Origin of the sequence: Streptomyces sp. MB09-02B, from assembly GCF_033794485.1 — a bacterium.
Lineage (GTDB): Bacteria > Actinomycetota > Actinomycetes > Streptomycetales > Streptomycetaceae > Streptomyces.
The window spans coordinates 1-21402 of record NZ_JARGEE010000132.1; the positions used below are offsets into that span (position 1 = coordinate 1).

18 protein-coding genes and 4 pseudogenes are annotated in these 21402 nt (G+C 69.9%); 15 read left to right on the forward strand and 7 right to left on the reverse strand.

The features are described from left to right. A partial coding sequence (locus P1P70_RS19820; RefSeq protein ID WP_319239551.1) for a nitroreductase family protein occupies positions 1-597 on the forward strand: 597 nt, incomplete at its 5' end. A 20-nt stretch (positions 598-617) separates the two neighbouring features. After that, positions 618-1790 carry an NAD(P)/FAD-dependent oxidoreductase gene (locus P1P70_RS19825; protein WP_319239553.1) on the forward strand — a complete coding sequence of 391 codons (1173 nt, stop codon included), beginning with the start codon at positions 618-620 and terminating at the stop codon, positions 1788-1790. Between the two features lie 51 nt (positions 1791-1841). On the opposite strand, the gene P1P70_RS19830 is transcribed toward P1P70_RS19825, so the two are convergent. Continuing rightward, entirely contained in the window at positions 1842-2537 is a 696-nt protein-coding gene (locus P1P70_RS19830) for a response regulator transcription factor (protein WP_319239556.1), read from the reverse strand. A gap of 286 nt (positions 2538-2823) precedes the next feature. On the opposite strand from P1P70_RS19830, the gene P1P70_RS19835 reads away from it, so the two are divergent. Genes P1P70_RS19835 through P1P70_RS19875 form a run of 9 tightly spaced genes read left to right on the forward strand, consistent with a single transcriptional unit; the run spans position 2824 to position 10099 of the window. Then, a complete protein-coding gene (locus P1P70_RS19835; RefSeq protein ID WP_319239559.1) occupies positions 2824-4065 on the forward strand; it encodes a cytochrome P450 in 1242 nt (413 codons plus the stop codon). 2 nt (positions 4066-4067) lie between these two features. Beyond that, positions 4068-5108, forward strand: a complete 1041-nt coding sequence (locus P1P70_RS19840; RefSeq protein ID WP_319239595.1) for a methyltransferase — start codon at positions 4068-4070, stop codon at positions 5106-5108. A 29-nt stretch (positions 5109-5137) separates the two neighbouring features. After that, positions 5138-6109, forward strand: a complete 972-nt coding sequence (locus P1P70_RS19845) for a diiron oxygenase (protein ID WP_319239561.1) — start codon at positions 5138-5140, stop codon at positions 6107-6109. Next, positions 6106-6636: a dCTP deaminase gene (gene dcd / locus P1P70_RS19850; protein ID WP_319239564.1), complete on the forward strand. Its 531-nt coding sequence runs from the start codon at positions 6106-6108 to the stop codon at positions 6634-6636. The genes P1P70_RS19845 and dcd overlap by 4 nt, the downstream gene beginning before the upstream one ends. After that, positions 6633-7160 carry a dCTP deaminase domain-containing protein gene (locus tag P1P70_RS19855; protein ID WP_319239567.1) on the forward strand — a complete coding sequence of 176 codons (528 nt, stop codon included), beginning with the start codon at positions 6633-6635 and terminating at the stop codon, positions 7158-7160. The genes dcd and P1P70_RS19855 overlap by 4 nt, the downstream gene beginning before the upstream one ends. Beyond that, positions 7157-8260, forward strand: a complete 1104-nt coding sequence (locus tag P1P70_RS19860; RefSeq protein ID WP_319239570.1) for a glycosyltransferase family 4 protein — start codon at positions 7157-7159, stop codon at positions 8258-8260. Before P1P70_RS19855 ends, P1P70_RS19860 begins: the two co-directional genes overlap by 4 nt. Before the next feature lie 26 nt (positions 8261-8286). After that, a complete protein-coding gene (locus P1P70_RS19865) occupies positions 8287-8955 on the forward strand; it encodes an HAD family phosphatase (protein ID WP_319239573.1) in 669 nt (222 codons plus the stop codon). 3 nt (positions 8956-8958) lie between these two features. Beyond that, a complete protein-coding gene (locus P1P70_RS19870) occupies positions 8959-9666 on the forward strand; it encodes a copper homeostasis protein CutC (protein WP_319239576.1) in 708 nt (235 codons plus the stop codon). A 1-nt stretch (position 9667) separates the two neighbouring features. Then, the gene (locus P1P70_RS19875; protein ID WP_319239579.1) at positions 9668-10099 is read left to right on the forward strand and encodes an HIT family protein; all 432 of its coding nucleotides are present in this window, start codon (positions 9668-9670) and stop codon (positions 10097-10099) included. Here P1P70_RS19875 and P1P70_RS19880 read toward each other — a convergent pair. Next, positions 10096-10755, reverse strand: a complete 660-nt coding sequence (locus tag P1P70_RS19880) for a GntR family transcriptional regulator (RefSeq protein ID WP_319239583.1) — start codon at positions 10753-10755, stop codon at positions 10096-10098. The two genes, P1P70_RS19875 and P1P70_RS19880, sit on opposite strands and share 4 nt — an antisense overlap. Before the next feature lie 113 nt (positions 10756-10868). On the opposite strand from P1P70_RS19880, the pseudogene P1P70_RS19885 reads away from it, so the two are divergent. Together P1P70_RS19885 and P1P70_RS19890 are read left to right on the forward strand one after the other, a co-directional pair. Next, a pseudogene (locus P1P70_RS19885) lies at positions 10869-11627 on the forward strand (phytanoyl-CoA dioxygenase family protein); the annotation flags it as partial. A gap of 555 nt (positions 11628-12182) precedes the next feature. Beyond that, entirely contained in the window at positions 12183-12755 is a 573-nt protein-coding gene (locus P1P70_RS19890) for a thermonuclease family protein (RefSeq protein WP_319239586.1), read from the forward strand. Positions 12756-13077: 322 nt separating this feature from the next. On the opposite strand, the gene P1P70_RS19895 is transcribed toward P1P70_RS19890, so the two are convergent. Further along, the gene (locus P1P70_RS19895; RefSeq protein ID WP_319239589.1) at positions 13078-13398 is read right to left on the reverse strand and encodes a hypothetical protein; all 321 of its coding nucleotides are present in this window, start codon (positions 13396-13398) and stop codon (positions 13078-13080) included. A 287-nt stretch (positions 13399-13685) separates the two neighbouring features. Next, positions 13686-14448: pseudogene (locus tag P1P70_RS19900) on the reverse strand (IS256 family transposase); the annotation flags it as partial. A 609-nt stretch (positions 14449-15057) separates the two neighbouring features. Between P1P70_RS19900 and P1P70_RS19905 the strand changes: the two are divergent. Then, on the forward strand, positions 15058-16668 hold the full coding sequence (locus P1P70_RS19905; RefSeq protein WP_319239598.1) for an MFS transporter: 1611 nt from the start codon (positions 15058-15060) through the stop codon (positions 16666-16668). A 755-nt stretch (positions 16669-17423) separates the two neighbouring features. On the opposite strand, the pseudogene P1P70_RS19910 reads toward P1P70_RS19905, so the two are convergent. From P1P70_RS19910 to P1P70_RS19920, 3 genes and pseudogenes are all read right to left on the reverse strand, one after another. After that, a pseudogene (locus P1P70_RS19910) lies at positions 17424-18818 on the reverse strand (IS30 family transposase). A gap of 477 nt (positions 18819-19295) precedes the next feature. Then, positions 19296-19796 carry a transposase gene (locus P1P70_RS19915; protein ID WP_319239592.1) on the reverse strand — a complete coding sequence of 167 codons (501 nt, stop codon included), beginning with the start codon at positions 19794-19796 and terminating at the stop codon, positions 19296-19298. Positions 19797-19926: 130 nt separating this feature from the next. Next, positions 19927-20178 (reverse strand): annotated as a pseudogene (locus P1P70_RS19920) (IS110 family transposase); the annotation flags it as partial. 753 nt (positions 20179-20931) lie between these two features. On the opposite strand from P1P70_RS19920, the gene P1P70_RS45810 reads away from it, so the two are divergent. Further along, positions 20932-21351 (forward strand): transposase, encoded by a 420-nt coding sequence (locus P1P70_RS45810; protein ID WP_413471497.1) that lies wholly within the window; start codon positions 20932-20934, stop codon positions 21349-21351. Positions 21352-21402 lie beyond the last annotated feature (51 nt).

Here is a 21402-nt window from a genome sequence, read left to right on the forward strand (position 1 = left end):
CTGCCCCCCGCCGCCCTCGACCTCGCCGGCGGCTTCCCGGGCCGCCGCACGGCGTACGGCTTCCGGCCGGCCCCGGTGCCCGAGCGGACGCTCGCCGCCCTCCTCGCCGCCGCGGGGACCCCGGTGACCGGGGTGGAGGTCCCGGTCCAACTCGCCGGACTGCTCCAGCGGGTCCCGGAAGTGGAGACGGGCGCGTACCTCTACGACGCCGAGGCCCACGCGCTGACCGGCACCCGGCGGGCCGACGCCGTACCGGACGTGCTCGCCGCGGCCAAGAGCCCCATGCTGGCCGACGAATGCCGTACCGCCACCGCGGTCCTCGCGGTCTGCGGCGATCCGCGGAGCGGGGTCGAGCGCTGCGGGGACCGCTGGTACCGGGCGCAGAACATCGCCGCCGGTGCCACGGCCCAGCGGATCGCGCTGGCCGCCGCGGCCGTCGGCCTGGAGAGCCATGTGCACTGCGACTTCGACCCCGAGGGTGTGCGGTCGGCCCTCGGTCTGACCACGGGTCCGCTCCAGCCGCTGGTGCTGGTGACCGTGGGCCCCCGCGCACCGGACCGCACGGACCCGCACCTGCCCCTGCGAGCCGGTTTCTGAACAGAAGGAGCACCCGACTCATGGAGTCCTACGACGTGGTGGTGGCCGGCGCGCGCAGCGCCGGTGCCTCGACCGCGCTGCTGTTCGCGCGGGCCGGGTACCGGGTCCTGCTGCTGGACCGGGCGGCCTTCCCCAGCGACACCCTCTCCACCCAGCACATCCACCGGCCCGGACTGCGGCTGCTCCGGCGCTGGGGGCTGCTGGACCGGCTCGCCGCGACCGGCTGCCCGCCGGTGCGCCGGATCTCCTACACGCTCCAGGACGTCCGGCTCGCCGGTCCGGTCCCCGTGGAGGAGGGCATCGACGCGGTGTACGCGCCGCGCCGGTATGTCCTGGACAGCATGCTGATCGACGCGGCCGTCGAGGCCGGGGCCGAGTTCCGGCAGGGTCACACCGTCACCGGGGTGCTCACCGAGGACGGCCGGGTGACCGGGGTGCGCTGCCGGACCGGCCGGGGCGAGAGCGCGGTGCGGTCCCGGCTGGTGGTGGGCGCCGACGGGATGCGCTCGACGCTGGCGGGCCTGTGCGGGGCGCCGGTGGAGCGGGAGGACGCCCCGCGCACCTGCGTCTACTACGGCTACTGGGAGGGGCTGTCCGCACAGTTCGAGGTGTACGAGCGGACCGGACGGCTCATCGGCGTGGTCGGCACCCACGACGAACTCACCCTGGTGGCCGCCTACTTCCCGCAGGCGGAGTTCCATGACATACGACGGGACGCGGATCGCGCCTACCGGGAGGCCATTCGGACCACCGCCCCCGACCTGGCCGAACGCGCCCTGTCGGCACGGCGCGTGGAGCGGCTGCGTGGCACCGGCAGCCAGCTCAACCACATCCGTACGGTCAGGGGGCCGGGCTGGGTCCTGGTCGGGGACGCCGGATGCCACAAGGACTCCATCACCGGGACCGGCATCAGTGACGCCTTCGAACAGGCCGCGCTGCTCGCCGGGTCGGTCGGCGCGGGACTGCACGACGACCGGGAGCTGGAGACCGCCTTGGACCGCTATGCCGACGGCCACCGACGGCTGATGGAGCCGCGCTACCGGACCGCGCTCGACACCGCACGGCTCGAAGTGACTCAGGAGAGGCTGGAGTTCGCCCGATGGATCGCGAGCGATCCGGCGTCCGCGAACGCCTTCCTGTCGGTGGCGGTGAGCCATGTCGACGCGGCCGAACTGCTCCCCGCGGCGGGCTGAGGACGGTGCCGGCGTTGGTCACTGCCGCCGACACCGCCCCCGGCCGCCGGATCAGGCCGCGCAGGGGCGGACCAGACCCGTCTCGTACGCGAGGATCACGGCCTGGGTGCGATCGCGCAGGCCGAGCTTCTGGCACAGATGATAGAGGTGGGACTTGATCGTCGCCTCGCTCAGCGACAGCATCTTCGCAATCACCAGGTTGGAGTGGCCGTTCGCGACGAGTGACAGCACATCGCGCTCCCGGGTGGTGAGCAGCGCGAGCTGCTCGGAGCCCGCGGAAGCGGCCACCTCGGGCGAGCGGTTGAGCAGTCTGCCGATCAGCTGCACGGCGTTCGGTGACTTCAGGACCATCGCGCCGCCGGCGATGTCCCGGATGGCGGCGGGCAGGGTCCGCGGGTCGCAGTTGCCCGGTAGTAAGCCGCGCACCCCGCCCTTCAGCGCCGACAGCAGCTCCGCCTGCTCGGTCCGGGAGCTGAGCATGAGGACGCCCGGCGCGTTGTCCGGGGCCATTCTCCGCAGACTGCGCGCCACGGTGATGCCGTCCACGGCGTCGGCGTCGTGGTTCATGAGTGCGACATGCGGGCGCAGGCTCTGCACCGCGGCGAGCATCTCCCGGCCGTCGAGGGCCTCGCCCACCACGCTGATGTCCGGTTCTCTCTCCAGGACGCTGACCATCCCCGCTCGCATCAGATGGCGTGGGTCGCAGATCAGGACCCGTATACAGTCAGCCCCAGTTGTGTTCGTCATGATGTGGAATAACCCCCATGAGTGCATGAATCCCGCAGACAGATATATGGGGAAACGGCCGCGACCGGTGGTCTGGACCACTCGTCTCCATCTTGCACAGTACTGACAGGTCGCCGGAAAGATCTAGCGACATTCGAGCCCGGCTTCACAGCCCCAGGTGGCGGCCGGTGGAGACGGAGTCGGAACCTCAACCTCCAGTCTGAGAAGTAAATCCGGTCCAGGGGCGGACGACAGCTTCCGGCCACGGTGCGAAGGTGATCCGGTCGGTCGGCTCAGGGGGAAACAGGTGCAGAGTAAGCCGGATATCGAACATCTGCTCGATTTCAGCCCGTATCGGCTACTCACCGAACCGGACGCGGTCCACCAGCGGATGCGCACGGAACCACCGGTCCGCCTGGTACGGGAGGAGAGCGGCTTCACGTACTGGCTGATCTCCCGGTACGCCGAGGCCCGCCAGGCCCTGCGCGCGCCCGGCCTCTCCAACGACCCGCGCCGTCTCGGCCATCCGGTCGACACCGCGAACGCCTACTCCCCGATGGCCAACAACGATCCGCCGCACCACACCCGGCTGCGCGGACTCGTCTCCCACGGCTTCACCCGCCGTCGGATCAACGCGCTGGCGCCGAGGGCCGAGGCCGTCACCGGCGAACTCCTCGACGCCCTCGCGCCCACCGGGCGTGCGGACGTCATCGCCGATCTCGCCTTCCCGCTGCCCGTGCTGGTCATCTGCGAGCTGCTTGGCGTGCCCACCCAGGACCGGGACGCCTTCCGCACCTGGGCCGCGCGCACCCTGTCCACCGCCGCCGGACCGCGCACCCGCGAGGAGCGCTCCCGCCGGCTACGCGCCTACTTCACCCGGCTCGTCGCGGCCAAGCGCGCCGCCCTACGACCGGACCTGGCGCCGGACGAGCAGCCCGATCTGCTCAGCGCCCTCATCGTGGCCCAGGAACAGCGCAGCAGCCTCGACGCCGACGAACTCATCGGCCTGGCCGTGCTGTTGCTCGTTGCCGGACACGAGACGACCACCAACCTCATCGGCAACGGACTGCTCACCCTGCTGCTCCACCCGGACCAGCTGACCCTGGTCCGCGACGACCCGGCGCTGCTGCCGTCGGCGGTGGAGGAACTGCTGCGCTACGAGGGATCGGCGGGCCAGTCCGCACTCCGGGTCGCCGTCGACGACGTGGTCATCGGCGGGACCGTGATCCCCTGCGGCTCGGTCGTCAACATCGGCCTGTCCCTGGCCAACCGGGACCCCGGCGCCTTCCTGGACGGCGACACCCTGGACGTACGGCGGGCGGCCAACCCCCATCTGGCCTTCGGGCACGGCATCCACTACTGCCTCGGCGCCCCGCTGGCCCGGATGCTCGCGACCACGGCGCTCGGAGCGCTGCTCGGCCGGTTCGACGGACTGCAACTGGCTGTCCCGGCCGACGAGTTGCGCTGGCGCCAGATCAGCATCCTGTGCGGGCTGACCGCACTGCCCATCTCCTTCGCCCCTGTTCGTCCGGAAACGAGTGGCACGTGACCATGATCGACCCGATGGCGGCAGCCCACCTCTACCGCCTCGCCTTCGGTTTCATTCCCGCCCAGATGATCCACGCCGCCGCCCGGCTGCGGCTCCCCGACCTGCTCGCCGAACAACCCTTGACCACAGAGGAGCTGGCCGAACACACCGGGACCCGGGTCCCGGCGCTGCGCCGACTGCTGCGGGGCCTGGCCACCCTCGGCGTGGTGGAGCAGGAGGGCGAGGACGGCTTCCGGCTGGCCCCGGCGGGCGACCTGCTCCGCTCGGACGTGCCGGGCTCCGTCCGCCCGATGCTGATGCCCTACTTCAGCGAGGCCGTCTGGGCCTCCTGGGGACGGTTCACCGAGTGTCTGCGCACCGGACGGCCGTCCGTGGAGTCGGTCACCGGAGGCTCGGTCTTCGACCTGTTCGCGGCCGATCCGGAGCTGGGCGCGGAGTTCCACGCCGCGATGGCGGTCAGCGGCGGCGCGGAGGCCCAGGCGCTGGCCCGGTCGTACGACTTCGACGGCGTCAAGACCGTCGTGGACGTCGGCGGCGGCAACGGCGCCCTGCTCGCCGGGGTGCTCGGGCACCACTCCCACCTGCACGGGATCCTGGTCGACACCCCGGTGGGGGTGGCCGCAGCCCCGGACGTTCTCGCCGCCGCGGGTGTCGCGGACCGGTGCGAACTGGCCGCCCAGGACTTCCTCACCGCCGTGCCCGAGGGCGGCGACCGCTATGTGATCAAGAGCGTGCTGCACGACTGGGACGACGAGACCTGCGTGACGATTCTCCGCAACTGTCGCCGGGCAATGGCGGACCCGGCCCGGGTGCTGATCGTCGAGGTCGTCGCACCGCCCGTCGCGGACACCACGACCGACCCCTTCCTCACCGTCAGCGACCTCAACCTGATGGTCCTGACCCACGGCCGGGAGCGCACCGAGCGGGAGTTCACCGAGCTCCTCGACGCCGCCGGCCTCGAGCTGACACAGATCGGCGCGCCGCTCGGCTTCAGCGGATACCGGGTCATCGAGGCCCGCCCCACCGCCGGACCGGCCGAATGACGCGGCAAGACAACGGAGGAACACAAGAGTTGGGAACCATCGAGGAAGCCACCGGCCAGGTCGGCCCCAGCACGCTCCGCCGGCTGGCGGCGGCCTGGCCCCGCCGGGCCACCGTCCGCACCGACATGGAGAAGGTCACCGGAGCCGAGGAGTACGACCCCGAACTGCTCGACTACCCCGTCGCGCTGATGCCGTTCGGCGAGCACCCCGACTTCCGGGACGCCCCGGAGGACAAACGGCGGACGGTGAACACCCTGGGCTGGATCGCGTATAACGAACGCGTCGTGGCCGCCGAGGAGTTCGTCGTCAACCCCACCTTCGAGAAGCTCGGCCACGCCGTGTTCCCCGGGGTGGACCGCTTCGAGGTCAAGGAGATCGTGCGGCAGTCCCACATCGACGAGGTGTGGCACACGTACATGCATATGCTCGGCATGCAGCGCTCCCGGGAGGCCCGGGGCATCACCGCCGAACCCGACTGCGGGCACCCCGTCACCAACCGGCTGCTGTACGAGGCGCAGGACGCCTCCGCCGAGCGCTGGGAGTCGGACCTGCTCTACCTGCTGTGGACCACGGTCGGCGAGGTCAGCGTCAACGCCTTCCTCGACCTGATGGCCCGGGACATCACCGTGCAGCCGCTGCACTCCACGATCGCCCGGCTGCACGCCCGCGACGAGTCGGCGCACGGCCCGGTCATGGTCGAGGTGATGAAGGACGTCTTCGTCAACCTCTCCAAGCCGCAGCAGGACTTCTTCGTGGCGTCCCTGCCCGCCGGCATCAACGCCTTCTGTGCCGAGGACTTCGACTGGTGGCTGAAGGTCCTGGAGTTCGCGGGCATCCCCAAGGCCCGGGACATCGTCGAGGACTCCCGGGGCGGCGGACAGGCGGACCTGCTCGTCACCGACTTCTCCGGGATCCTGCGCATGCTGCGGGAGCTGGACGTGGCGGACCGGGTGGACTTCGACTTCGAGGGCGCCACGGGTGCCGCGGGGAGGGCCGCGTGATCCTCACCGGTCGCGAGATCACCGAGGCCGCGAACGACGGCCGGATCGTCATCTCGCCGTTCAACCCGGCCCAGGTGAACCCCAACAGCTACAACGTCTGCCTCGGTGACCGGCTGCTGACCTACACCGACGAGGTCATCGACCCCTACCGGCCCAACGCCACCCGGGAGATCATCATCGGGGAAGACGGCCATGTCCTCAGACCCGACCAGCTCTATCTCGGGCACACCGTGGAACAGGTCGGCTCCGACCAGTACGTGCCGCTGCTCTTCGGGCGGTCCTCGGTCGGGCGGCTCGGGCTGTTCGTGGAGATCACGGCGCCCATCGGCGACATCGGCTTCCATGGCCAGTGGACGCTGATGCTCTCCCCAGTCCGGCCGCTGCGGGTGTACCCGGGGATGAAGATCGGCCAGATCATGTTCTTCGTGTCGCTCGGCGAGGTCGACCTCTACCGCGGCAAGTACCAGTCCTCGGCGGGCCCCCAGGAGTCCCGCTACTGGAAGGACGTGGCGGTGCCGACGACATGATCCTCACCCGCGAAGCCATCGCCACCGCCGTGGAGCGCGGCGACATCGTGATCGAGCCCTACGATCCCGAGCGGATCTCGCCGAACGCCTACGACTGGCACCTCGGGGACCGCATCCGGGTCTGCGAGGGCGACGAGCTGGACGCCGCCGCCGCGACCCCGGTCACCGAGCACGTCATCCCGCCCGAGGGCATGGTGCTGCGGCCGGGGCAGCTCTACCTCGGCGTTACCCACGAGCGCACTCACTCCGAGCGCTACGCCCAGATGATCAACGGCGACCGCAGCCTCGGCGCGCTCGGCATCTGGGTCCATGTCTCCGCCCCGCTCGGACACGTGGGCCACGCCATCCGCTGGACCCTGGAGATCCGGGTGGCGCGGCCGGTGCGGGTCTATCCGCTGATGCCCTTCGGGAAGATCGTCTTCCTGGTCGCCGAGGGCGCGATGTCCAGCTACCAGAAACTGGGCCGCAAATACACCCGGACCAGCGGGATCGACATCTCGCGACTGTACGAGGAGCTGCGGTGAGCGCGCCCCGGATCCTGACCGGACTCGATCTGCCCTGGGGGAGTCCGGGCGGCAGCGTCGAGCTGCTCAAGGACCTGTACCTCGACCCGGACGGGCCGCTGGCGGCGAGCGCGTTCATGCTGATCCCCGGGGTTCCGGAAGCCGCCCCGCCGCCCGACGAAAGCCCCCTCGCCCTGCTGGGCGTCCCCGGCAAACAACTCAGCGGCGAAGGCTTCTGGGCCTACGTCGACCGACTGACGGACGCGGTCACCGCCCGCTTCCCGCACACCGAGCAGGACGTCGTCCATCTCCAGCACCTCGCCTTCGGTGCCACCCCGGCGCTGCTGCGGGGCTACCCCAAGCAGCCCGCCATCGGCTTGGTGCACGGCACGGACCTGCTGTTCGCCGCCGAGTACGAGACCCAGGGCGCGGTGCTGCGGGAGGCGGTCGAGGCGGCCCGCTCCCTGGTGGTGCCGACCGCCGGGATGGCCGACCAACTGCGCTGGCTGGCCCCGCAGACGGACAGCGGCCGTATCGTCCACATCCCCTGGGGCGTCCCGGACGCCCTGCTGGCCCAGCCGCCGGTCCGCGTCCCCCGGGAGGAGGGGCCGCTCCGGGTGCTGTACGCCGGCCGGCTCACCGCCGAGAAGGGCGCCGCCGAACTGGTCGCCGCGCTGACCGGCGTACCCGGGGTGCGGCTCAGCATGGCCGCGCCGGTCGCCGAGTTCCGGCGGCTGGCCGGGGAACGGGACCTGTCGGCCGTACGGCATCTCGGGTGGCTGAGCCGCGAGGAGCTGTGGGCGGCGTTCGCCGAGCACGATCTGCTGGTGGTGCCGTCCGCGAAGCTGGAGGCGTTCGGTCTGGTGGCCGTGGAGGCGCAGGCGTGCGGGCTGCCGGTGGCGTACCAGCCGGTGCCGGGGCTGCGGGACGCGCTGGGCGACTCGGCGCTGCCCCTCGATCTCCTCGCCGATCCGCGGCGGGCGCTGACCGAGCTGACCGGGCTGCGGGACGACCCCGGCGCGTTGGACGGCCTGCGCCGGTCCGGGTTCGCCAACGCGGCGCGCTTTCCGCTCTCCAGGACCGCCCGCGACCTTGCCGCCCTCTCCGCCCAAGTGCGGTGAGCCACCGACCGTCCGAAGGAACCGACATGTACACCGCCGCGCTGTTCGACCTCGACGGCACCCTGATCGACACCGAGCCCCGCAGCCATGAGGCGTGGTCGCGGCTCTTCCGCAACCACGGCGTCCCCCACGACGAGGCCACCATCCGGGGCTTCGCCGGGCGGTCCCCTCGCGAGGCGCTGCTCGACCACCTGCCCCGCTTCCCCGGACACACCGTGGACGAACTCTTCGCCGAGGCCCTCGCCTACACGACCCTCCCCGACATCCCCCCGGTCGGCGCGATCCCCGGCGCCCTCGAACTCCTCGCCCGGCTGGAGAAGTCGGGGGTCCCGCTCGGCCTGGTGACCTCGGGCACCCGGGACTACGCCCGGCACGAACTCGGCGCGGTCGGGGCGCTGGACCTGTTCGACGTGCTGGTCACCTCCGACGACGTGAGCCGCGGCAAACCCGATCCGGAAGGCTGCCTCAAGTGCTGTGCGGCGCTGGGTGTCTCGCCCGCCGACGTCGTGGTCTTCGCGGACGCCCCGGCCGGGGTCGCGGCGGCGAAGAGCGACGGCGCCGACTGCGTGGCGATCACCTCCACCCAGTCCGCCGAGGCGCTGGCCGCGGCCGATCTGATCGTCCCCGATCGCACCGGGATGACCTGGCCACCGCCGACGCCCGCCATGACCGCCGCGACCCGGACGGAGGTCTGAGCCATGGGCGAGGCGATTCTGGAGGTCGTCGTCACCTCCGCCGAGGAGGCGCGCGCCGCTGTCGCGGGCGGCGCCCACCGGCTGGAGCTGGCGGCCGACATGGACGCCGACGGAATGACCCCCGCGCTCGCGGAGTTCGTGCGCACCCGGGACGCCGTCACCGTGCCCGTGCGGGTCATGCTGCGCGACAAGGGCGGCTTCCAGGCCGCCGACCTCGACGCCCTGCGCGCCGCCGCCGGGGCGCTGCGGGCGGCGGGCGCCGAGGAGTTCGTCCTCGGCTTCCTCACGGCGGACGGCGCGCCGGACCTGCCCGCGGTCCGCGCCCTGCTCGACGCGGTGCCGGGCTGCCGCTGGACGTTCCACCGGGCCGTGGACCACGCCGCCGACCGGACGGCGGTACGGCTCGCCATCGAGGGGCTGCCCGGCCTGGACACCCTGCTGTCCGCGGGCAGCGTCGCCGGTGTCGCGGACGGACTGCCCACCCTGCTGGCCGAGGCGGACCGCCAGGGCGAGCCCGGCCACACCCTGGCCGTCATGGCGGGCGGGGGACTCGGCGCCGAGCACGTCCCCGCGCTGCGCGCCCGGGGCGTCGACGCCTTCCACGTCGGCACCGCGGTGCGTCACCGGGGCTGGGACAGCCCGGTCGACCCTGTCACCGTCCGCCGCTGGCGCGAGCTGATCGACGCCGCCGCCCGCAAGGACGAAGGCTGACATGGCGTCCGAGTGCGTGTTCTGCGACATCGTGGCGGGCCGGTTGCACGCGGAGATCCTCTTCCAGGACGAGCGGACCGTGGCCTTCCTCGACAACACCGCCGTGATGGAGGGCCACACCCTCGTCATCCCCCGCGCGCACGCGGCGGACATCTGGGAGATCTCCGAGGACGACGCGGCGGCGGTGATGCGCACCGTCCACCGCATGGCCGGGGTCCTCGACGGGGTGCTGAAGCCCGACGGCCTGACCCTGTTCCAGGCGAACCGCCCCGCGGGCTGGCAGGACGTCTTCCACCTCCACGTCCACCTGGTGCCGCGGGAGAACTCCGACCGGCTCAACCGCCCCTGGTACGTGGACCGCGCCGACCCGGGCGCCCTGGCGAGGACGCGCCGCCGCATCCTGGGGGACGGGAGCACGCAGGCTGTGTGCTAGCCCGTCGCCCGCAGCAGCGTCGTCACGAACCGGTAGCGGGCGCCGCGGTACACCGAGCGGACCCAGTCCACCGGTTCGCCCTGCGCGGTGCGCGAGTGCCGGGTCACCATCAGCATCGGCTGGCCCACGTCGGTGCGCAGCAGGGCGGCCTCGTACGGGGTCGCCAGCGTGGTCTCGACGGTCACCTCGCCCTCCGCCGCCCGCCGGGCCCCCGCGGACCGGTGCGTCGTCTCGATCGCTAACGGATCGCCGTCGGCCAGCAGTAACCGCTCGACGCGCAGCACGGGTTCGCCGACGCCGACGCCAAGCAGCACCGAAAGCTTCTCGTCGGCGGCGACCGGGCCGGCGTCCAGGGTCCGCGTCGCCGGTTCGACCCCCTGGGCCCGCAGATCCTCGGCGCAGGAGTCGAGGCGCAGGGTCCCGTACATCTTCGGACGTGCCACGAACGTGCCCTTGCCGTGCACCCGGTCGAGGCGGCCCTCGCCCGAGAGTTCCCGCAGGGCCCGCCGGACGGTGGTGCGCGAGGTGCGCAGCGCGACCGCGAGCGACCGTTCCGCCGGGATCGGCGCGTCGGGCCCCAAGGTCCGCGTCAACTCCAGCAACTGCTCCTTGACGCGGTAGTACTTGGGCGCTCGCGCACTGGCATCGGTGGTCATGGTCCTGCCTTCCGGCCGCTCGGCGAACTCCGTTATAGCCGCGGATACCTTCCTTGATCTAGTCCAATACTCGGCCATTCGGCCGCAGCAGAAACGGGTCTGGAGCACCAGCCATGCCCACCTCTGACCAGCACCTGTACCGGGCGGCGTCGAACCGCCCCTACTTCAGCGCCGACGGCGAGACCTACCTCGCCCCCACCCCCCTGCGCCGCATCGAGAAGTCCCTCCCCTTGCGCGTGTTCTCCGAGGAGGACTTCGCCTCCTGGTAGACGTACGGCTATGTCTTCGTCCGCGAGGCGATCTCCCCCGAAGCCGCGCGCGCCCTGCTGGACTTCGCCTGGGACTTCCAGAACCTGGACCCCGAGCGCCCCGAAACCTGGTACGAGGAGCGGGAGTTCCGCTCCGACCTGGACCGCGACCTGTTCGTCTACGGCTTCGTCGACATCTGGGACTGCGAGGAGTTGTGGACCACGCTGGACCGGCTGAACCTCAACCCGCCCAACATCAAGAACCGTTCCCGCTCCCTGATCGAACCCATGGAGCAGGGCTTCGACATCGAGCTGCACTGGGACGTCGACACCACCCTCGAGGTGCTGCCCCAGCGCGTCCAGGGCATCATCGCGCTCAACGACACCCAGCCCGAACTGGGCGGGTTCCAGTGCTGCCCGGAGCTGTTCCGGCAGTTCGACCGGTGGAGGGTGGAGCAGCCCGAGGGCCGCGATCCCATCCGGCCCGCCATCGACCGCCGGGAGTTCCCCCTGGTGCGGCCCGATCTGCACGCCGGTGACCTGCTGATCTTCAACGAGCTGCTGGCGCTCGGCGTGGCCCCCAACTCCAGCAGCGGCGCCCGCGCGGTCCAGTACCTGTCGATGAGGTTGGGGCCGTCGACATTGTCTCCACGTGTTTCCGATGACGCATCATGTGGAGTGTGTTGCCATCCTTGAACCGGTGGCTAAGGGCTCCTGACCTGCGGTTTTGTCGGTGTGCGTCAGGTGTGTTTTCGGGCTGGTCAGGGCACCCGCATGGGTGGCTGTAGGCGGGACGGTGCTGTACTGAAGAGGCAGTGCTTCCCCGCCCAGGGAGGGCGGCATGTGTCCCTCGCCTCCTCCCGATCGGGACGCGTGGCGCCGCCGATCGAGTCAGCCCTGCCCATCGTTCCAGAGGCCTCAAGCATCCCTGGATCACCGCGGTCCTGGTCGTGCTCGGCCTTCTTGTGGCCTTCGGTGGGCTTGGGGCACTCCTGGAAGAGCAGGACCGGAAATCCGCCACCTCCGAGACGCCGCCCTCCGACGTCCCGACGACGGAGCCTCCCATCAGCTCGGCACCGCTCCAAGCCGCGCGACGTCACCTCGCAGCCGGGCACGAGCCCGCTGACTTTTTCGACCCCTCCGGTCACGAAGCCGCTGACGGATACGACACCACCGGGCGTGGTGGTGCTGCGTGTCATCGACGGTGACACCATCGAAGTGCGCGGCGACGGCCGTATCGTGCCGAAGGACACTGTGGCCCGCGTCCGGCTCCTGGAGATCGACACACGGGAGCGGGGTGCCTGCTTTGCAGACGCCGCCACGGCTCGGACCACCGAGCTGCTTCCGCCGGGCAGGAGTGTGCGCATCCAGCGAGATGCCGAGTTGTTCGACCGCTATGACCGCTATCTGCTGTACGTCTGGAACGAGCAGGGCACCTTCGTCAACGAATCCCTCGTCCGCAGTGGCCATGCCGAAGCCGTCCTGTTCCCGCCCAACGACAAGTACTGGCTGGTGATCTCCCGAGCCGAGGACACCGCCCGCCAAGCCGTCGTCGGCCTGTGGGCGGCCTGTCCGGAGACGACCGAGCCTTCGATACCGGACACGCCAACACGTCCCGGTCTGCCCGACCGGCCTCCGGCCGGCGTCCCTGACGTGGATTGCTCGGACCTCACCGGCCCCGTGTGGGTCGGCCCCGAGGACCCGCACCGACTCGACAGAGACGGTGACGGCATCGGCTGTGACACCAACTGAATCAGAGTCGGCCGCTGCGTTCACCGAGCGCGAGGTGTGCTTCGGCGCGGACGCGCCCCTGGGCGAGCGGGCAGTGCGGGAACGGATCTCCTCCTGGCTGGATTCGTGTACACCGATGCCGGACGAGTGTCGGCCGCGGCTGCACAGGTCGTAGCGCGCGTGGCGCTGGTGCATGCGCTGGGCGCGTCGCCACGGTCATTGTGGCGCATCGGTGTTCCGCCGCCGGCGGCCGTCCAGTTCACCGGCCGGAGTGGCCGCTGGCGTCTGCGGATGTGGTCCGTCCTCGCCGCGCCGGCCCGGTGAGGGCGCCTGCTCAGGATGATCAGGCTGCTACGAACACGGTTTTGAAGGCGGACTCGTTGAGCCTGCCCGGCCTGGCGAGGGTGGAGCCGTCGTGGTCGACCATGGTGATGGCCCGGCCGGACGTGAGCGAGCGGCTGCCCGCTGTCGTGAAGGCGCTGATCTCGTCGAAGTACGACCCCGAAGTGCGCCAGTGGGTGGACGGGTTGGCCGAGGTTCCCGCGTGTGACGCCCGCGTCGATGGTGACGGCCGGGGGAAGCCGGTGTCGACGGTGAAGTTGATCGTCTGCTTCCTGGTCTCATTGGCGAGGAAGTAGTGCCCGGTGGCTGGGTGTCGAGGCACAGGGCGCCGCTGATCACGTCGCCGGGCTGGACCGGCAGGTTGATCTGCCCGTTGCTCTATGCCGTGATCCGGCTGGTGACGTTCTGCGCGGAGTTGACGGTCATCTCGACGTGGACGTCGAGGAAGCCGAGGCCGACGAAGGTGTGGAAGCGGTTGAGGCCGAGCGGGCTGGGGCTGAACCGCAGGTTGGGCACTGTCCAGGTGATGAACAGGGCGGTGAAGGGGGCCGAGCTGGAGAGGCTGTCGGCGGGTGACTGCCTTCGTGGTCGCCGTATCGGTGTCGGGCTGCGGCACCTTTGCCAGGCCGAGTCGAGGACGACGGTGCGGATCGCGGCTACCAGGCCGATGTGGCTGTCGGAGATGACCAGCCGGACGTTGTCCAGGCCGCGGGTCCGAAACGAGCGCAGGAACTTCGTCCAGAACGGCTTCGATTCGCTGTCGCCGACCATCACTCCGAGGATCACGCGGTGCCCGGTGGCAGAGATTCCGGTGGCGATGACCACCGCCTGCGAGGCACACCGGTGGTTGACCCGGACCTTGCAGTAGGTGGCGTCCATGAAGACGTGGGGGGAAGACGGTGTGGTCCAGCGGACGCTCCTTGGATGCGGTCAGTTCGGCGTCGAGTTCGCCGCAGATCCGTGACACCTCGGATTTGGAGATCCCGCTGTCGGCGCCCAGGGCTTTGACCAGGTGATCGACCGACCGAGTCGAGACCCCGTGCACGTATGCCTCCATCACCACGGCGAACAGTGCGCGGTCGATCCTGCGGCGCCGTTCCAGCAGCGAGAGGAAGAACGACCCGGTCCGCACTTTCGGGATTCAGGTAGAGGTCGCCGACCTGGGTGGTCAGCAGGCGCTCGCGGTGGCCGTTGCGCCAGGTGGTGCGCGCTGGTCGGAGTGCTCGCCCGGGGCAGCACCGATGGCGTCGGTCGCCTCGGCCTCGATGAGTTCCAACAGGATGCGCTCGCACAGCATCCTGATCGTCTCAACTCCGTCGGCCGTACGTAGTGACTGAAGCATCTGGATCAGGTCTGACTGGGACAAGGCCATCGTGCGCCCCTCAGGTCGAACTGCCCGTTCACCAGGGAGACTTGCGCGGTGGCCTGCCTCTTGCTCAGGGAGCAGTCACCGACAGCGGGTGCACGCCCTGGGCAGACACCCGCGCGTTCCAGGGCCCTGACTGGCTACACCACTCGGCGGGACACCATCAGGAATCCGGACCGCCGCGCTCCGGTGACCGGCTCTGCGGCGAAGTGCTGCCAGGGGTTCCTCGGCCCTGTACGTACCACTCGCAGCGGCGGAAGCGGCACTCCGCCGAAGTGCTGCCGGCTTCAACGTGGGTGGTGGCCTGCGCAGTTGCCCACTCCGCGTCGCTACTCCACTTCGCGGCACGCGACCGAAAGTTGTCACCTGGTCATGTCCGTCACCCAGTCCGTTGCGTACTGGCAGCGGTAGCCTTCGGCGGGCGATTGCCAGCTGGAGGAGTCTTGATCGGCTTTGCTGCGGTTACTGACCGCAGCGGCAGTCCAGAAGGTATTTTCCGCTCAGTCACACGTGACTGGAATGTGAGTGCCCCCGGCAGCGACTTTGTTTGCCTCAAGCGGGCGGCCACCTGTGGTGATGTTGATACAACATCAATGTAACCACCCGGTGGCCGGAATGGAGGTGCCTGTTTTCGGCCGCAAATCACTCGACGTTGTGCGCCTTGCCTGGCGCGAGGGCATCCTCCCGGGTGCTGAGCATCCGTTGACAGGCCCACCAGCCCGTGCCAGCCTCTCGATGATCCACACCACACCGTCAGAGGAGCAGCATGTGCGCGACCACGGCGGCCATATGAGCGCTGCAGCCCCCGGCCTTTTCAGCCCTGTTTACCGGGCTCGTACGCTCGCGGTGGCTGCAACGTTCGTCGTGACCGCATTCGCCGCTCTGGCTCTCAACACGGTCATGCCCATCGCGGTTCAGGAACTCGGCGGCCTCGGTCTGTACGCCTTCGTCTTCGGCGGTTTCCTGACAACCAGTATCGTCGGCACCGTCCTCGCGGGCGGCATAGCGGACCGGCGAGGACCTGCGGCTCCCCTGTACGCCGGGCTGGCCTGCTTCGCGGGTGGCGCGCTGCTTTCCGGCGCCTCAAGTGCAATGTGGTCGTTTCTGCTGGGCAGGTACCTTCAAGGGCTCGGCGGCGGCGCTGTGACCGTATCGCTGTACGTGGTCATGGGACACGGTTATCCGGCAGCGCTGCGGCCCCGAATGTTCTCGCTGGCCACCGCGTGCTGGATCGTTCCTTCGATGATGGGCCCGCCGATTGCGGGCGCGGTCACCGTGTGGCTGTCGTGGCACTGGGTGTTCTACGGTATCGGCCTCCTCGACGTGGTGGTCTCGGTTCTGCTCATCAAGCCACTGATCCAGCTGAGGCACGCGGGTGCGGCCGACGAGGACGCGCCGGAGGAGCAACCGGCCGGAGAAACGCCGTTCGGTGAGGGAGCCGGCCTGCGTATCCTTCCCGCCGTCGCGGTGGCGATCGGGGCGGGGCTGCTCCAGTACGCGGGCGCGAAGGGTGCCCCGTACCAGCCCGTCGCGGCCGTCGCGGGCCTGCTGCTGCTCGTCGGCTGCCTGCGGCATCTGGTTCCCGCGGGCACGCTGCGTGCGCGGCGCGGCATCCCGTCGCTGGTGGTGCTGCGAGGGGTGGCGGCGGCGGCCTACTTCACGATTGAGACGTACATCCCGCTCATGCTGATCAACGAACGGCACTGGTCAGCCGGCGCAGCCGGAATGGCGTTGACCGGCGCGGCACTTACCTGGTTTGCCGGCTCCTGGCTTCAGGGACGTCCGTGGCTGCCGTGGCCACGTGAACGGGTGGTCCTCATCGGTGCGCTGATCCAGGGAGTCGGAGTGGCAATCACCCTGACCGGTGCTCTACGAGGAGCCCTCGCGGTGACCGTGGCCGTCGGACTGGCTGTGGCCGGCTTCGGGATGGGACTATTGCTGCCCGGAGTCGGCATCCTCACCCTTGAATACTCACCGGTGAGTCACCAGGGGCGCAATTCGGCCTCGTTGCAATTGTCCGACAGCCTGTCCAGCGTATTGCTCGTGACCCTGGCCGGGACACTCTTCAACACTGCCCACGTACGGGCGGGAGCGGACAATGCGGCGTTCGCGACCGTCTTCGGCGCTGCTCTCGTAGCAGCGGCCGGTGCCGGGCTGCTCGCTCGGAGAATCACGCCGCCACACCCGAAGGGCTCGGAGTCAGCAAGTCCGGCTCACGGCTGCTGACTTGATCGAGGCAGCGGCCATTGACCGGGAGGTGGTCCGACGGCTCGGGGCGACGCGGATGCCGGCGAACCGTCGGCGCCTGGGCACTGGCTTCGGGCGAACGGCTGGCCCTGGTCTCCAAGGGGGAACTGACGGCGCGCTGCGAGCTGAGCGCCGGTCAATCGGGTGCTCTGAAGGCGCTGTTGGAAGCAGGACCGGTCGTCCTCCGGCTGGAGCGCGCTCCCGGCCCGTAAGACCACCGAGCGGGACGAGGCAATGATCGCCGCCTGGAAGGACGAGCTGCGGCCCGTCATAAAAGCGGGCGGCGGACCGCAGCATGCGGGGGCTGATCGCCGCCCGATTTTGGCTGACCGGCCCCGCCCCTTTCCGGATGACCGTCTACCAGCTGCCGCCATACGCTTCCGAGCTCAACCCGGTCGAGGGGGTGTGGTCGCACCTGAGGTGGTCGTCGGCCGACCTGACAAACACAACCTCGATCTGCCCCGGTCTCCTCGAGGGCCTCCAGCAAGTCACAGAGAGGTGTAGTGCCGCTCTTCGAACTCGAGCGGGCTGTGCCGCCGAGCCGTTCCTGGATGTGCCGGGAGTCATGGAAGTCGTCGATGTACTCGAAGAGCGCGAGGTTCGCCACGGCCCTGATCGCGAGGACACGGCCGCGCACGCACTCGGTTTTGACTGGCATCCGCCAGACCCCATTGACGCGTCAACTCCGCCTTGCACCGGGCCAGTTGTTAGACCGGTGGACGTGCTGCTCAGGTTCAAGGAGTCGTCGCAACACTTCCGCTTTGTGCTGATAGTAGGACTGTCGAGAGTCTCGGCGGGCGTCCTCCAGCCAAGGGTCTTGCGGGGGCGGCTGTTGAGGGCCGCGGCGACAGCCGCGAGGTCCTGGCGGGAGTGCCTGCCGAGATCGGTGCCCTTCGGGAAGTACTGCCGCAGCAGGCCGTTGGTGTTCTCGTTCGTTCCTCGCTGCCAGGGGCTGTGCGGGTCGGCGAAGTAGATCTCCAGACCTGTGTCGATACGGAGTTGGGCGTGTTGCGCCAGCTCCGAACCCTGGTCCCAGGTCAGGGACTTGCGGAGCTGGGCGGGCAGGTCGGTGATCGCCTCCGCGAGAGCTTCCCGTACGGCCTCGGCTCCGTGACCGGCCAGCGCGGGACCTTTCTTGGCCCGTGGGCCGCCATGGCCGGGCATGGGCGGCAGATGCAGCAGCATCGTGAACCTGCTGGTGCGCTCCACCAGGGTGCCGATAGCGGAGCTGTTGAGGCCGATGATGAGGTCGCCCTCCCCAGTGCCCGGGAACCGCCCGGTCCTCTGCCTCGGCGGGCCGCTGGCTGATGAGCACCTCCTAGGTCACGAACTTCTTCCCCCGGCCGGCGGTCCGGGCCCGGGGCACCCGCAGTGCCCGGCCGGTGCGCAGGCAGGCGACGAGCTCACGCTTCAGCGCGCCACGGCCCTGGATGTAGAGGGCCTGGTAGATCGCCTCGTGCGAGATGCGCATGGACTCATCATTGGGGAAGTCGGCCGTCAGCCGGTGGGAGATCTGCTGGCGGGCTCCACGAGGTGGCCCAACGGCGGTCCTGGCGCCTGGGCTTGTTCCGTCCCTTCCACAGCGGAGCCGTGGGTCCCAGCACCGGCGTGCCGTCCGGGTGACGGAGCTCTCCGGCAAGGCGGTCCTGAACGTACTCGCGCAGAGGCTCGTTGCCGGCCAGCTTCGACGTCTTCGGCCGCTGCGCGGCCAGTTCGGCCTTCCACTGCGCGACCGAGGCCCGGTAGGTGAGCTGCCCGCAGCGCGTGGCGGCGTTGCGCCGCAGTTCCCGGGAAATCGTTGACGGGTCCCTGCCCAGCTGGCGGGCGATCTCACGGACCCCGGCATCCTGGGCCTTCAGCAGCGCGATGTCCTCGCGCTCCTCGAAGGAGAGATATCGGCCTGAAACCGGGTGAAGCTGGATCGACGGCATTCCGCCACGTTCCCTGAACCAGCGTGAGCCGACCGGGCCCGACACACCGCACGCGATCGCCGCGTCCTCACTGGCCAGCCCTTCGGCGATCTTCTTCCAGAAGGCGCGTTCCACCTCCCTGCGGACCGGCGGCTTGCCTGGCGAGCGCATCGCCGAACGCCCCGTAACCGCCGTTGTCCACCCTGCCGGACGCCCCATCGAACACCTCCATGATCAAGGTGTTGCGACGACCGATTGAATCCGCCCTGACAGCCGCGGTCTGCGTGATGAATGAGCTTGCCGGTCTCGCCCTCGCGGGACGCGAGGGCGAGACCGGCGTGGTCGGCACCATGTCGGCGTCCGCGCGGGCGCAGGTCTCCTCCGTCGGGAGAAGGCGTCGCGGATCGCGGAGAGCCGCAACGGGCCCTCACCGGTGGTGATCAGGTGACCCACGGCTGGCTCGGCGTCTCGGCGGTGAGGTCGCGGTCGCCCAGGTCCGGGGCGAGCGTGGCCTTCGGGCGCAGCGTGTGAAGCCCTTCCGGCACGGGCTGATCCCCGCCAGTCTGTTGGCTTCTTGGTCTGCGGCTTCGGCTCGGTGGTGCGGTACATCCGCACCGTACGCTCACGCAACTCCAATGTGTCCAATTTGACCCACTGTCGCCATTCTTCGCATCTCGGGGGGTGCCTCTGTGTCTGTCAAGGGGTGACGGCAGGAGGACGGGCTCGTCGTTCGTCGGCGAGCATGACCTTCCGGATGTGATCGGCCAGGCGTCGTTTCAGGCAGCGGCGGGCTTCCCTGGGGGTCTTCCCTTCGGAGAGTTTCCGCTGGTAGTAGACGTGGCCGGACGAGTTGGGCATGCAGACTTGGCTGATGGCGATGGTGTGGAGAACGGAGTTGAGCTGCCGGTTTCCGGACCGGGAGAGCCGCTGGCGGGACTTGTCGGCACTGGCGATCTCCACGGGGGCGGTGCCGGTGTAGTTCGCGAACGCTGCGGTGGTGGGGCAGCGGCTGGCCCGTCCGCCTCGGGCGATCAGTCGTGCGGCCAGCACCGGCCCGATGCCCGGGGTGTGCATGAGCCTGCTGTTCGCGGCCATTACGAGCTTTTTGAGGTCCGCGGCGTTGGCCGCGAGCTGCTTGTCGAGCGTACGGACCTCGGCCACCAGATCGCGGGCGAGGCCCTTGCGAACCTTCTCCACGGCGCCGATGGGACACGGTCCGCAGCAGAGCGGCGGCCTGGTCGGCGGACATCTGGCCCGGGCCACCGCCGGGCAGCAAGTCCCGCAACAGCGCATGCAGTTGGTTGACGACGCGGACTCGGGCCTGGGTGAGGTTCACCCGCCGCTCGTCGAGCAGGGCCAGCGCGGTGGCATGGTCTTCAGCGTCGACCTCCCGTTCGTCGCCGTGCAGGCAGGCCACGGTCGCGGCGGCGGCCGCGTCGATCTGGTCGTTCTTGCGCCCGCCGCCTCGGGAGAGTTCACGCACCCGGCTGGTCGCGGACGCGGGGACATCGACGACCCGTTCACCGCGAGCCAGGAGCCACTGGGCCAGGTGCCGGCCCAGCCCGTTGGCGTTCTCCACCGCCCACGTGCGCTCCGGCCTGCCGGGCCCAGGTCAGCAGCCGCCGGTACTCCGGCAGACGGGCCCCGACCGTTGCCGAGGCGAGCTGTCGGTGGGCCTCGGGGGCCACGGCGACAGCGGCGTGGGTGGACTTGTGCGGATCGACGCCGAGCAGTATCACGGGCACTGCCCTCCCTACGGTCGTGCGACGACAAAGACGCCCACGGCCGACACTCCGACTTCGGGAACCAACCGGGCCGGGACACGCCTCTGTTGAGTCAGACCGCAGGCTGACGCCGGAACGGCGGCACACCCCCGATGAGCCAGCCAGGAACGGCGCAGGAACCTCACGAGCCACCCGGTCCGGCGTCCTACGGAAACGCTACGAGCGGCCAACCCGACCACGTTCCGCTACCGCCATACAAGCCGGAACCTCACAGGGGCAACAAACCTACTGATGGGCCTGGTTCGGCACCGTTACGCGAGCGTGGCACCCGACGGTCATGGTCGGCTCGCCGCTGTTCAACTGCGGAAGGGGCGCAGTCATACGGTGAACTCACCACTGCGCGACGACACCGGGCACAAGGCTTGACCAGGGCATCTGGGCTCAGGGCTTCTCGAAACCGAGTGTGGGGCTGGAGGTTCCGTACGGGTGTGCTGTTCAGGTGATTGTGGCCGCGCAGGGGCATGAAGGCAGGGCCTCTCGGTAGCACAGAGGGTGTCTACGCCACTGCTCACCGGGAGGTCCTGTTGCCGCAGTTGTATCGGTCTGCTGTGAAAGAGTCCATTCCGGACACACGTACGTGCGACTGCTTCGCCCACACGTACGGCAATGCCGCGGACAATCCGTCCGGCGGGCACTGCTATCCGACCGACATGAGGGACGCGGAGTGGGCCGCGGTCCGCGAAATGATCCCGGTGCCGGCGTGGGCCGGGGGCCGGGGCGGCCGACCGGAGGAGTACTGCCACCGAGACATACTCGATGCGATCAGGTATGTGGTGGACAACGGCGTGAAGTGGCCCGCGCTGACTGCCGATTACCCGCCGTGGAAGGCGGTGCACCGGTTCTTCACCCGCTGGCACAAGCAGGGGCTGGCCGACGAGTTCAGCGAAGGGCACGTCCACGGTCGAGGCCGCGACCAGCGGCTATTGATCCGAAACGGTAGGTGTTCTGGGTCGTTGATCCCTGCGTGAGTGAACTGGTGGGGGACGCACGGCAGTTGTCGCCGTCGGCGCAGGAGGCCC

What these genes read in the sequence shown, in the direction of transcription:
- P1P70_RS19825 (WP_319239553.1), top strand. Translation starts at nt 618, where the DNA reads ATGGAGTCCTACGACGTGGTGGTGGCCGGCGCGCGCAGCGCCGGTGCC.
- P1P70_RS19830 (WP_319239556.1), bottom strand. Translation starts at nt 2,537, where the DNA reads ATGACGAACACAACTGGGGCTGACTGTATACGGGTCCTGATCTGCGAC.
- P1P70_RS19840 (WP_319239595.1), top strand. Translation starts at nt 4,068, where the DNA reads ATGATCGACCCGATGGCGGCAGCCCACCTCTACCGCCTCGCCTTCGGT.
- P1P70_RS19855 (WP_319239567.1), top strand. Translation starts at nt 6,633, where the DNA reads ATGATCCTCACCCGCGAAGCCATCGCCACCGCCGTGGAGCGCGGCGAC.
- P1P70_RS19865 (WP_319239573.1), top strand. Translation starts at nt 8,287, where the DNA reads ATGTACACCGCCGCGCTGTTCGACCTCGACGGCACCCTGATCGACACC.
- P1P70_RS19870 (WP_319239576.1), top strand. Translation starts at nt 8,959, where the DNA reads ATGGGCGAGGCGATTCTGGAGGTCGTCGTCACCTCCGCCGAGGAGGCG.
- P1P70_RS19875 (WP_319239579.1), top strand. Translation starts at nt 9,668, where the DNA reads ATGGCGTCCGAGTGCGTGTTCTGCGACATCGTGGCGGGCCGGTTGCAC.
- P1P70_RS19880 (WP_319239583.1), bottom strand. Translation starts at nt 10,755, where the DNA reads ATGACCACCGATGCCAGTGCGCGAGCGCCCAAGTACTACCGCGTCAAG.
- P1P70_RS19905 (WP_319239598.1), top strand. Translation starts at nt 15,058, where the DNA reads ATGGAGGTGCCTGTTTTCGGCCGCAAATCACTCGACGTTGTGCGCCTT.